General features: G+C 63.0%; 13 protein-coding genes. All 13 read right to left on the reverse strand.

All coding sequences use genetic code 11. The annotated features are described in order from the left end of the window. Window positions 1–55: 55 nt before the first annotated feature. On the reverse strand, window positions 56–481 hold the full coding sequence (gene acpS, locus ACQKRQ_RS19220) for a holo-ACP synthase (protein ID WP_132373585.1): 426 nt from the start codon (window positions 479–481) through the stop codon (window positions 56–58). Window positions 482–506: 25 nt separating this feature from the next. Beyond that, window positions 507–1,271 carry a pyridoxine 5'-phosphate synthase gene (gene pdxJ, locus ACQKRQ_RS19225; RefSeq protein WP_408181702.1) on the reverse strand — a complete coding sequence of 255 codons (765 nt, stop codon included), beginning with the start codon at window positions 1,269–1,271 and terminating at the stop codon, window positions 507–509. Further along, a complete protein-coding gene (gene recO, locus ACQKRQ_RS19230) occupies window positions 1,268–2,173 on the reverse strand; it encodes a DNA repair protein RecO (protein WP_132373583.1) in 906 nt (301 codons plus the stop codon). Before recO ends, pdxJ begins: the two co-directional genes overlap by 4 nt. Then, window positions 2,160–3,059, reverse strand: a complete 900-nt coding sequence (gene era / locus ACQKRQ_RS19235; protein WP_427478778.1) for a GTPase Era — start codon at window positions 3,057–3,059, stop codon at window positions 2,160–2,162. Before era ends, recO begins: the two co-directional genes overlap by 14 nt. Window positions 3,060–3,114: 55 nt before the next feature. Then, entirely contained in the window at window positions 3,115–4,359 is a 1,245-nt protein-coding gene (gene rnc, locus ACQKRQ_RS19240) for a ribonuclease III (RefSeq protein ID WP_427478780.1), read from the reverse strand. A gap of 174 nt (window positions 4,360–4,533) precedes the next feature. After that, complete coding sequence (gene lepB, locus ACQKRQ_RS19245) at window positions 4,534–5,427, reverse strand: signal peptidase I (RefSeq protein WP_427478782.1); 894 nt, start codon at window positions 5,425–5,427, stop codon at window positions 4,534–4,536. An 18-nt stretch (window positions 5,428–5,445) separates the two neighbouring features. After that, window positions 5,446–7,239: a translation elongation factor 4 gene (lepA, locus tag ACQKRQ_RS19250; RefSeq protein ID WP_132373579.1), complete on the reverse strand. Its 1,794-nt coding sequence runs from the start codon at window positions 7,237–7,239 to the stop codon at window positions 5,446–5,448. Between the two features lie 205 nt (window positions 7,240–7,444). After that, a complete protein-coding gene (locus ACQKRQ_RS19255) occupies window positions 7,445–7,708 on the reverse strand; it encodes a glutaredoxin family protein (RefSeq protein ID WP_427478784.1) in 264 nt (87 codons plus the stop codon). Then, window positions 7,705–9,222, reverse strand: coding sequence for a DegQ family serine endoprotease (locus ACQKRQ_RS19260; RefSeq protein WP_132373577.1), 1,518 nt, complete (start codon window positions 9,220–9,222; stop codon window positions 7,705–7,707). The genes ACQKRQ_RS19255 and ACQKRQ_RS19260 overlap by 4 nt, the downstream gene beginning before the upstream one ends. A gap of 35 nt (window positions 9,223–9,257) precedes the next feature. After that, a complete protein-coding gene (locus tag ACQKRQ_RS19265) occupies window positions 9,258–10,301 on the reverse strand; it encodes a MucB/RseB C-terminal domain-containing protein (protein ID WP_427478786.1) in 1,044 nt (347 codons plus the stop codon). A 4-nt stretch (window positions 10,302–10,305) separates the two neighbouring features. After that, entirely contained in the window at window positions 10,306–10,938 is a 633-nt protein-coding gene (locus tag ACQKRQ_RS19270; RefSeq protein ID WP_427478788.1) for a sigma-E factor negative regulatory protein, read from the reverse strand. Window positions 10,939–11,021: 83 nt separating this feature from the next. Continuing rightward, window positions 11,022–11,621, reverse strand: coding sequence for an RNA polymerase sigma factor RpoE (gene rpoE / locus ACQKRQ_RS19275; protein ID WP_006051939.1), 600 nt, complete (start codon window positions 11,619–11,621; stop codon window positions 11,022–11,024). Between the two features lie 101 nt (window positions 11,622–11,722). Continuing rightward, a complete protein-coding gene (locus ACQKRQ_RS19280; protein ID WP_427478790.1) occupies window positions 11,723–12,208 on the reverse strand; it encodes a hypothetical protein in 486 nt (161 codons plus the stop codon). Window positions 12,209–12,218: the final 10 nt, after the last annotated feature.

The following is a 12,218-nucleotide window of genomic DNA, read 5'->3' on the forward strand; positions in this document are numbered from 1 at the left end:
AAAGCCTGAGGCAAGGAGAGACGCGGCCGGCCTGCGCCGCGTTCAAAAGTATTTTTTATTCGGCGACGTCGTCGGGCGTACCCGCTTGCGTCGTTTCCGCAATCACGAACGACACCGCGTAATCGCGCTCGTCGCTGATCGTGACGCGCGCCGTGATGCCGCGCGCGTCGAGCCATTCGGCCAATTCACCGGACGCGACCACCATGGGCTCGCCGCTCGGCTTGTTGAGCGTCTGCAGCGCGCGCCAGGTCATCGGCCAGTGCATGCCGAGGCCGATCGCTTTCGAGAATGCTTCTTTCGCCGAGAACCGCGTGGCGAGAAACGCGAGCCCGCGCGCCGCTGAGCGCGCGTGCCGCGCATGATAGACGCGCAGTTCGTCCGGACCGAGCACCTTCTCGGCGAAGCGGCCGTTGGTGCGCGTCATGACCGCGGCCACGCGACTCACCTGAACAATGTCCGTACCAATGCCGTAGATCGTCATGCGCGGGTTGCCGTCTCAAGTCGCATCAGGCGCGCGCGCCGAGACGCGCGGCGACCATGATCGCCTTCATCTCGCGCACCGCGTTGTCCCAACCAGCGAAGATCGCATGCGCGACGATCGCGTGGCCGATATTCAGTTCGTCGATGCCCTCGATCGCCGCGATCTGCTGCACGTTCGTGTAGTGCAGGCCGTGGCCCGCATTGACCTTGATGCCGAGTGTCGCGCCGAATTCGACGGCACGAACCACGCGCTCGAATTCGCGCTCCTGTTCGGCGGGATCGTGGGCTTCGGCGTAACGTCCGGTGTGCAGTTCGATCACCGGCGCGCCCGCTTCGTGCGCGGCACGAATCTGCGTTTCGTCCGGATCGATGAAGAGCGACACGCGCGAGTTCGCGTCGGCGAGCTGCTTGCATGCGGCACGCACCGCTTCGAACTGGCCGGCGACATCGAGGCCGCCTTCCGTCGTCAGCTCCTGACGCTTTTCCGGCACGAGGCAGACGTCGTGCGGCTGGACTTCACATGCGATGTCGAGCATCTCCTGCGTGACCGCGCATTCGAGATTCATGCGCGTCTTCAGGAGCGGGCGCAGCTTGTGCACGTCGGCGTCGACGATATGGCGGCGGTCTTCACGCAGATGCAGCGTAATGACATCGGCACCGGCCTCTTCGGCCATCAGCGCGGCGCGGATCGGATCGGGGTAGGACGTGCCGCGCGCGTTGCGCAGCGTAGCGACGTGATCGATGTTCACGCCCAGGTCAATCACATTCGGCGACGTAAGAAAGAAGCTCATAAGTTCTGCAAGTCGATCAGGATCTGGCGCGTCGCGAGCGGCGTGCCGCCAAGGTAAGTGTTGAGCAGAAAGCGCATTAGCGTTTTGCTTTGCGCAACGGTCTGCGCTCGATGGTAATCGTCCTGTTCCATGTCGAGCAAGGTTTGCCCCGCGATTACCGGCCATTGCGCGGGCAGATCGTCGGAGGCTTCACGCACGCCGCGCTCCGGGTCGAACACGTAGCGGCCTTCGGCCAGCACCGCTTTGCGCGCGACGGTGCGATCCAGCGCCATCGCGTAGCCGGTTTCGCGCAGCAGCACGCGCTCGAACGAACGCAGCACCTGCACGGGCGGCTCGTCGTGCGCGAGACGCGTCATCGTGACGACGTAGTGATGGAACAGTTGCGGATGCGGATCTTCGCGCGCGCAGAACTTGACCAGCAGTTCGTTGACGTAGAAGCCGCACAGCAGCGCGTCGCCGGCCAGCGGCAACATGCCGCCGACCCATTCGGCGCCGGTCAGCGTGCGCACTTCGGATTTGCCCGACCACGACAGCGCGAGCGGCTGAAACGTCTGCAACACGCCGCGCAGCGCGGAGTGCGGACGCTTCGCGCCCTTCGCGACGAGCGCGAGGCGGCCATGATCGCGCGAGAGCACGTCGATGATCAGACTGGTCTCGCGATACGGATAGCTATGGAGAACGAAGGCGGGTTGCTCCGCGATCCGGTAGTCGGACGCGGAGGTGCGTGGAGCGCGGCGAGGCGGCGCTTTACGTGGTTCGCCTTCGGCGCCCTGGGCGCTTTTAGTCGAGGACTTTCGGGTGCTACGAGCGGGTTTGGACGGCTCGCGTGCCGGCGCTGCCGGCTCCGAATCGTCCGGGTCAGCGTCGGAATTCAGCGTCATCCACGCGTCATTCGTACCCATACGCACGGAGCCCGGCTTCGTTGTCGGCCCAGCCGCTCTTCACCTTGATGAAGGTTTCCAGATACACCGGACCGTCGAACAGCTTTTCCATGTCGAGGCGCGCTTCGGTGCTGATCTGCTTCAGCTTGGCGCCCTTCTGGCCGATGATCATCGCCTTGTGCGTGTCGCGGTCGACCATGATGGTCGCGAAAATGCGGCGCAGGCGCCCTTCGGTTTCGAACTTGTCGATCAGCACGGTGCTCGTGTAGGGCAGTTCGTCGCCGGTCCAGCGGAACACTTTCTCGCGCAGGATTTCCGCCGCGAGGAAGCGCTCGCTGCGATCGGTCAGGTCGTCTTCGCCGTAGATCGGCGCGCCTTCCGGCAGGAACGGCTTGACGGTCGCCATCAGACGTTTGATGTCGTCGGAATTCTTCGCCGACAGCGGCACGATCTCGGCGAACTTGTGCAGCGCGCTGACCTGCTGCATGAACGGGAACAGCGAATCCTTATCCGACACGCGGTCCAGCTTGTTCGCGATCAGCAGCGTGGGCACCGAAGGCGGGATCAGGTCGAGCACCTTCTGGTCGTCCGGGCCGAAACGGCCGGCTTCGATCACGAACAGGATCGCATCGACCGAAGTCAGCGTGGACGTGACCGCGCGATTGAGCGAACGATTCAGTGCGCCGCTGTGCTTGGTCTGGAAACCCGGCGTATCGACGAAAATGTATTGCGCGTCTTCGAGCGTATGAATGCCCGTGATGCGATGGCGCGTGGTCTGCGCCTTGCGCGACGTGATACTGACTTTCTGGCCGACCAGCGCGTTCATCAGCGTGGACTTGCCGACGTTGGGGCGGCCGACGATCGCGACCATGCCGCAGCGAAAACCAGTGGGAGTGGGAGCGTTCATATTCGGGCTACGGCAAGTTTCAGATCGACGCGCGGGAATGGCGCGCCGATGGCAATCAATGGCCCGCGTCGGCGACGCGCGTTTGCACCGCGTCGGCTACGCCGGGTTCGTGTTCGGTCGGCGCCGCTGCTGCGCTCGGCGCGGGCACGGCGGGACCGGCTGTGGCTTCGCGACTGCGGTGTTTGTCGACGCTGCGGACCGCAGCGGCTTCCGGCTTGGCTTCTGGTTTCGCTTCGGCGGACTTGGCTTCGGCGGGTTTCGCATCCGCGGCCTTGGTGTCGAGCTTTTCGGCGGCTTTGTCAGCTGCGGCTTTGTCGCCCGCGTGAGCGGCCGTCTTCTCTGCCTTCTCGGCGCGCTCAGTTTTGTCCTGTCCGCTGTACTCCACGTGCGCGGCGCGAATCACCGCCAACGGCGCAGCGGCGGCTGTCAGCGGCGGGCGCTCGGCTGCCGGTTCCGCAGCGGCGGCGGCGCGGGACTCACCGCGCCCCGCTCCGCGCTCGTTCTTGCGATCCGGGCTGCGCAAATCCAGCGCGGCCTGCACACCGGTCACGCCGGGGACGATTTCCGGCTCGGCGTTCTTCGCCGCGCGAGCGCCTTTCGAGCGCTTGGGCTTGGCGACCACGGCAGGCGCCGCGGCCATCACTTCGTCGAGCGCTTTCTTGGCCGCCGCCTGCTCCGCCGCGCGACGGCTCGCGCCGGAACCGGAGACTTTCACGTCCAGTTTCGGCACCGTGCATTCGACTTCGAATTGTTGATTGTGCGCCGCACCATGCGTGGCGACGACCGTGTAGGTCGGCAGCGCGATCTTGTGGCCTTGCAGATACTCCTGCAGCAGCGTCTTGGCGTCCTTGCCGAGCGTGCGTGGGTCGATGTGATCCAGAATAGGCACGTAAAGGCGCTTGATGACCGTCTGAGCGGCTTCGAAGCCGCCGTCGAGGAACACTGCGCCCAGCACCGCTTCGAGCGTGTCAGCGAGGATCGAGGGCCGGCGGAAGCCGCCGCTGCGCAACTCGCCTTCCCCCAGCCGCAAGCCTTCGGAGATATTGAGGGCCTGAGCGATTTCGTAAAGCGACTGCTGTTTGACCAGATTGGCGCGGACGCGCGACAGGTCGCCCTCGTCCAGTTTGCCGAAACGTTGGAACAAAAGCGCAGCCACCGCGCAATTCAGAACGGAATCGCCGAGAAACTCGAGCCGTTCGTTATGCGTGGAGCTATGACTGCGGTGCGTTAAAGCCTGGCGCAACAATTCCGCATTGCGAAATTCGTAGCGCAGACGGCTTTCCAACGGAGATAGGGGCATGGGCAGAGTATAACGCGGGCGCCAGACCCGGCGAAAACGCGGGACGGCCAGCGGAAAAAGCGTGGTGAAGCGACGTTACCGCGGGATCTTAAAGTAGCGTGATAACACGCCGCGGCTCACGTGACCTGGTGAAGGCCAACCGCGCGGCGTGTCGTGCAATCGACGCACGCGAACTCAGTTGAATGAGCCGATGCGTTTCAGATTGCTGAAGTTCATCCAGATAAAAAACGCGCGGCCGACGATATTCTTGTCCGGCGCGAAGCCCCAATAACGGCTGTCCGCGCTGTTATCGCGGTTGTCGCCCATCATGAAGTAGTTGCCCGGCGGCACCTTGCAGATTACGCCGCGTGCGTTGTACGTGCAGTTATCGCGATACGGATAATCTTCGGCGCCGACGATGAACGGCGGCACGGCCGAATTGTTCAGAATCGCGTTCTTGCGGCCGTCGATATCTTCTTCGAACTGCTTCGCGTAACCCATGCGTTCGTCGTCGAGGTAATCGGGCAGCGGCGTTTCCGGCACCGGCTTGCCGTTGATCGTGAGCTGCTTGTCCTGATACGCAACGGTGTCGCCCGGCAGGCCGATCACGCGCTTGATGTAGTCGACCGATTCGTCTTTCGGGTAGCGGAACACCACCACGTCGCCGCGTTGGAGCGGGCGGCCTTCGGTCATCTTCGTGTTGGTGATCGGCAGACGGATGCCGTAGTCGAATTTATTCACGAGGATGAAGTCGCCCACCAGCAGCGTCGGCACCATCGAACCCGAAGGAATCTTGAACGGCTCGACCACGAACGAGCGCACCACGAACACCACCAGAATCACCGGGAAAAAGCTCGCTGAATACTCGAGCCACCACGGTTGACGCAGCTTGTCGTCACGCAGACGCGCGCGCGTTTGCGCCGCGTTTTCGTCGGCGAAACGCTCGCCGATGCGTGCCTGCTGGCGGTCGAACTCGGCGACCGCGGCTTCCGCCGCGCGGCGCCGTTGCGGCATGAAAACCAGTTTGTCTGCGACCCATGCGACGCCCGTCAAAATGACGAGCACAAAAAGAATCAGCGCAAAATTCATAGGGTTCCGTTGTTCGTCTTATTTGTCTTCGACACGCAGGATCGCGAGGAAAGCCTCTTGCGGAATCTCGACCGATCCCACCTGCTTCATTCGCTTCTTGCCTGCCTTTTGCTTTTCCAGCAGCTTCTTCTTACGAGAAATGTCGCCGCCGTAGCATTTTGCCAGCACGTTCTTACGCAACGCTTTAATGTTCTCGCGCGCGATAATGTTCGCGCCGATGGTGGCCTGAATCGCGACGTCGTACATTTGACGCGGAATCAGTTCACGCATTTTCGACGCCACTTCGCGGCCGCGATACTGGCTTTGCGAGCGGTGCACGATGACCGACAGCGCGTCGACCTTGTCGCCGTTGATCAGCATGTCGACCTTCACGACGTCGGCCGCGCGGTATTCCTTGAACTCGTAATCCATCGACGCATAGCCGCGCGAAATCGACTTCAGACGGTCGAAGAAATCGAGCACGACCTCGCCCATTGGGATTTCGTAGGTCAACTGCACCTGACGGCCGTGATACTGCATGTTGATCTGCGTGCCGCGCTTTTGCGTACACAGCGTGATCACCGAGCCGACGTAGTCTTGCGGCATGTACAGATTCACGGTGACGATCGGTTCGCGCACTTCTTCGATCTTCGACGGCTCCGGCATCTTGGCCGGATTCTCGACCATGATGGTCGTGCCGTCGCGTTGCAGGACTTCGTACACCACGGTCGGCGCCGTGGTGATCAGGTCCATGTCGAACTCGCGCTCGAGACGTTCCTGCACGATCTCCATGTGCAGCAGCCCGAGGAAGCCGCAGCGGAACCCGAAACCAAGTGCTTGCGACACTTCCGGCTCGTACATCAGCGAGGCGTCGTTCAGCTTCAGCTTTTCCAGCGAATCGCGCAGCGCGTCGTACTGGTTCGCTTCGACCGGATAGAGACCGGCGAACACCTGCGGCTTCACTTCCTTGAAACCCGGCAGCGGTTCGGGCGCCGGACGGTTCACCAGCGTGACGGTGTCGCCCACCTTCGCCGCGGCCAATTCCTTGATGCCGGCGATGATGAAGCCCACCTGCCCGGCCGACAGCGATTCGAGATTCTTCGACTTCGGCGTGAACACGCCGACGTGCTCGACCGGATACTGCGCGCCGGTCGCCATCATGCGGATCTTGTCCTTGGGACGCAGCGTGCCGTTGACGATGCGCACCAGCATCACGACGCCGACGTAGTTGTCGAACCACGAGTCGATGATCAGCGCCTGCAACGGCGCTTCCGGATCGCCCTTGGGCGGCGGCACTTTGGCGATCAGCGCTTCGAGCACGTCTTCGACGCCGAGGCCGGTCTTCGCGCTGCAATGCGTCGCGTCGGTTGCGTCGATGCCGATCACGTCTTCGATTTCGGCGATTGCGTTTTCAGGATTTGCCGCCGGCAGATCGATCTTGTTGAGCACCGGAATCACGTCGACGCCGAGTTCGATCGCCGTGTAGCAGTTGGCGACGGTTTGCGCTTCCACGCCCTGGCTCGCGTCGACGACCAGCAGCGCGCCTTCGCATGCGGACAGCGAGCGGCTGACTTCGTACGAGAAGTCGACGTGGCCCGGCGTGTCGATCATGTTCAGGTTGTAGACTTGCCCGTCACGGGCCTTGTATGTCAGTGCGGCGGTTTGTGCCTTGATCGTGATGCCGCGCTCGCGTTCGAGATCCATCGAATCGAGCACTTGAGATTCCATCTCGCGGTCGGACAGGCCGCCGCAAATCTGGATGATGCGATCGGCGAGCGTCGACTTGCCATGGTCGATGTGCGCAATGATCGAGAAGTTACGAATATGATCCATTCAGTGCCGATCAAGCAAAAAAGGCGCGCTCGGACAATAGCGGAGCACGCCTTGTAAGTAGGTGAAAAACCTATCTATTTTAGCCGAAAAGGCTATCGCCCGGCGCATCTTGCGAAGCTCGGGCGGAAAAGACGGCTCAGGAGAGGCGTGAAACGTGGTGTGAACGGCGCGGCGTTGGCGCTGTGTTCGAACCCTTGAGCCAAGCTCAGGGCGTCGCCGCAACCCGTGTGGCGAGCGCGGCACGAACCCGCGCTTCGTCGAGGTGATAGTGACACAGTTCAACGCCGTCGCAGACCAGAACCGGCACCAGTTCGTTGTAGCGAGCTTCCAGTGTCGGATCGGCGTCGACGTCGATCACTTCGACCTGCGCGCCAAACTCGGCCAGCAAGGGCTCGAGCGCGGCACGCATGTCGTCGCAAAGGTGGCACCACGCGCGCCCGTAAAGCGTGAGCGGCGCCGCCTTCGTCATTTCTGGACGCTGCGCGGGCGGACCGGCACGAACTGCGTGTTCTCGCCGCGGCGAACCAGCAGCGCGACCATCTTCTGCGAATCGAGGTGCGAGCTCACTTCGTCGAACTGCTTCGCGCTGGTGATGTCCGTATCGCCCACCCGCAGAATGATGTCGCCCTTTTGCAAGCCGACGCGTGCTGCGGGACCGTCCACGGCGTCGATCTGCACGCCGTTGCGCAGCTTCAGCGCCTTCAGCTGATCGGCCGGGATATCGCTGACGGCCACACCCAGCGCGTTCGTGGCGCGCTGCTTCGGCGGCTGCGGCTTCTTCTGATCCGCCTTGGCCGATTTATCCGGCTGCATCTCGGCGATCGTCACCGGCAGATCGCGCGTCTGGCCCTTGCGCCAGATCGTGATCGTCGACTTGGTGCCCGGCTTCGTGTCGCCGACCATGCGCGGCAGATCCGTTGCCGTGTCGACCGAATGGCCGTTGAACTTCAGGATGATGTCGCCCGGCTGCACGCCCGCTTTGTCCGCCGGGCCGCCCGGTTCGACGCTGCTCACCAGCGCGCCCTGCGCCTTCGGCAGGCCGAGCGAGTCGGCCACGTCTTTGGTCACTTCGCCGATCGCCACCGCAATGCGGCCGCGCACGACCTTGCCCGACGCCTTCAACTGATCGGCCACGCGCATGGCCTCGTCGATCGGAATCGCGAACGAGATGCCCATGAAACCGCCAGTGCGGCTATAGATCTGCGAGTTGATGCCGATCACCTCGCCCTGCATGTTGATCAGCGGACCGCCCGAATTGCCAGGATTGACAGCCACGTCGGTCTGGATGAACGGCAGATAGTCGCCCGTATCGCGCCCCTTCGCGCTGACGATGCCGGCCGTCACCGTGTTCTCGAGACCGAATGGCGAGCCGATCGCGACCACCCACTCGCCCACGCGCACCTTGTTCGAGTCGCCGATCGTGATGGTTGGCAGATTCGCAGCACTGATCTTCACGACGGCGACATCGGTCCGATCGTCCACGCCGATCAGCTTCGCCTTGAATTCGCGCTTGTCGGTGAGCGTGACGTAAATGGTGTCCGCGTCGTCGACGACGTGCGCGTTGGTCATCACGTAGCCGTCCGCCGACAGGATGAAGCCCGAGCCGACGCCGCTGTTCTGCTCGGCGTCGCTGTTATCCGGCGTGTCCTGGCTGCCGCCACTGCCGCCGTTGTCGCCGCCGCGCGGCGTGCCTGGCGAACCCGGCGATTGCGGCGACTGCGGCAACGGAATGCCGAAGAAGCGCCGGAAAAATTCCGACATGTCACCGTCGTCCATACCTGGCGGCAGCCCGCCGCGAGCACCGCTGTTCGAGACGCGTGTAGTCGTGCGAATGTTGACGACCGCCGGGCCGACCTTGTCGACCAGATCAGTGAAGTCGGGCAGATTGGCGGCGGGAGCCGCCGACGCCATATGCGGCACGAGCGGCAAACACGCCGCTACCACCGCGGCCGCGAGGAATTTGCGCACCGAGAAAGTCGTCATATCGTAGCAAGCCGAGGGATTCAGGATTCGGAGGATTACTTCGGAGCCTTGTATTCTATGGCAGACGCAAATTGCTGTAATGTGGTCTGGGGCACTTCACCAAGCAGAGTAATCCAGAAGTCACCGCGACGCTTGACGAGCACGTGCGTGGCGCCGCTGCTTCCCGCGCCTTCCTTGCGCGTGTTGTTCTCGACCGGTTCGACGAACACCGAAATGGCCGCGAGGCCATCGGAGAACACCGCCTGGTCCACCGGAATAGTCGGCTGGCCCGGATCGCGCGCGGCCATGGGCCGGCGCAGTTCACGAATCTTACGGAAGCCCGGCACCGTCGGCGTGATCTGCCAGCCTTGCGCGGCCATGTCGACCGGCTCGACGGGCGGACGCACCACTGTCCAACCCGCGGTATTACGAATACCGCTGACGATGCCGGCCTTGTCGACCGGCACGCCGATGCGAATCTGCGAAAAGGACAGTTGCTCGAGCACCTGGCCATTCGGGTCGAGCGTTTGGGCACGCAGCAGGAGGCCGGTCTTCTTGTCGGCCCACAGTTTGTAGGCGAAGCGATACGCGTCTTTCGGATCGAGTTCGATCACCTGGCTGTCGACGCCCGCGACGCGGTCGTCGCCGAGCAGCTTGGGCTCGTAAACCGACAGCACCTGCTCGCCACTCACGGCCAGCAGCGCGGGGAACGAATCTTTGTTCTGACGCTTCTCGACGACGCACAGATGCCGCTCTGGCACGAACGTGTAGAGCTCTTCGTTATGACGCAGCATTTTGCGCGGCTTGCCGTCGAGGCTTTCGAGCTGCTCGAATTCGCCGTCCGAGCGGGTCGCATAGTGCGCGATCCGCGAAGTCTGAACGTAATTGCCGCGCTGGTAGACGAACGCGCCCTCGTAATTTTGTTGTTGCGCGGCCTGATGGATGCGATCGAGCAGATCCGCAGCCGTGCGACGGGCGACGAGCGGATCGTCGGTTTGGGCAAAGACCCGCGGTGTAGCGGACAGCAATACGGCTGCGCAGAAAAGAAATGCCGGCAGCCGCCCCCAGATAGTCGTTCTATTCAACCGCGGAGTCTGCATCAAACTATTGGCCTTGCGTAGAGACTGCGGCAGCGCGAATCAGCGGCATCGAGCCCGGCATGACCGGTTGTTGCGCGAATTGCTGGTGAGCTTCCAGATACTGGTCGAGACTGGCGTCACGAATGATGTTGGCGTCCTGCACGGCCGGCTGGACCGTAGCCGCCGGCACCGAAGCCATGGCCACACGTTGCAGCGCGTCGCCATGCGACTGGGCCGACGCGAGTTGCGCCGTGCCCGGACCGCCCGGCACGCCTTGCAGTTGCGGCACGACGATCCACGTCAGCGTGGCGGCGGCGGCTGCGACGGCAAAGGCCGGCACGACACGGCGGCGCAGCGCCAGCAAACGACGTGCGACCGGCATGGCGGCAGGCGCCAGCACGTGCGGCTCGTTGTCGAAACGCGCGGCAAAACCGTTCAGGAACGCGCTGCTTGCCGCCGGGCTGACCGCCAGATCGTCCGAACGCAACGCGTCGCCGATCAGGTGATAGCTCGACCAGGCGGTGCGATCCTCGCCATTCAGCCCGGAAATAAACGTATCCAGATTCAGATGCTCTTCGCCGAACAGCTCACCGTCGACAAAAGCGGACAGACGCTCGCCGCGCGAGCTGGCTTGCGATTGCATCGAGACCGACCCCATGATGCTCCCCATCTTACAAATACCCCGTAGTGACACCACTAATCCAGATATTGCACCCGCGCTCCGTTCGGCAGGCTGGTGGTTTACCAGCGCTTGCCTTCAGGTGTGTCAAGCAACGGACGCAATTTTGCCGCAATGGCTTCGCGAGCGCGGAAAATTCGTGATCTGACTGTGCCAATTGGGCAACCCATCATCTCAGCGATTTCCTCGTAGCTCAAACCTTCAATTTCACGAAGAGTAATGGCGGTGCGCAACTCTTCCGGTAAAACCGCCATCGCAGCATTGACCGTCTCAGCGATCTGCTTGCTCATCAACATCGACTCAGGCGTGTTGATATCCCTTAGTTGGTCCGCGTCCGAGAAAGTTTCAGCTTCTTCAGCATCTGCTTCGGTCGAGGTCGGCGCGCGCCGCCCTTGGGTCGCAAGGTAGTTCTTTGCCGTGTTGACGGCAATCCGGTACAACCACGTATAAAAGGCCGATTCGCCGCGAAACTGCGGCAATGCCCGATACGCCTTGATAAAGGCGTCCTGAGCCACGTCTTCCACTTCGGCGGGGTCCCGCACGAGGCGCGAGATCAGCCGGAGAATCTTGCGGTGGTATTTGGAGACCAGAAGCTCGAACGCGGCCTTGTCGCCCTTCTGGACGCGCTCGACCAGCACCTGATCAATTTCTTTTTCGCTCACCTGATAAATCCGTTAACTATAGGGCGCATGGCGGGGCACCATTGTAGCGTTCCCGTCATCTGGGCACGTTACGCCGGTAACAGCGGTTACAGTCGTTACAGTCAGGCGCCGGCGCTACGCCGGCCCAGCACGGCCAGTTCCCGGAAGATGGGGGCCGGGAGTGCGTCGGCGGCAAGCAGCAAAGTGCGCGAGCGCCCCCGTTCCGGCATCAGCGCCAGAATCAGCAAGCGGCCGCTCCACTGCGAACAACCGGCGATGCGGCCTTGCGCCATCAGCGCGCCGGTGCGGCCCCAGACGGACAAGTCGTCCGGCCCGATTTTCAGCGCAACGGGCCGCGTGCGCTCGTACCGGAGCGCGCAAAGCGCGAGCAACGCCCACACGGCGAGCGTCAACGGAACTGCTTGCCACGCACCCAGATGCGGCGCGAGGCAAGCAAAGACGGCCAAAGTCGCCGTCACAACGAAACCCCCCATTGCAGCCCAGATGGCGACGGAGCGCCGCAGCGCAATCCGCTGCGGCGCTCCGTCGGGCGTGGCCGATTCAGGGGAAAGCGCCGGCAGAGCCGGCGCCGTCGACTGGCGCGTCACCAACGATCAG

This window comes from Paraburkholderia sp. NPDC080076 (assembly GCF_050281145.1).
Taxonomy (GTDB): domain Bacteria; phylum Pseudomonadota; class Gammaproteobacteria; order Burkholderiales; family Burkholderiaceae; genus Paraburkholderia.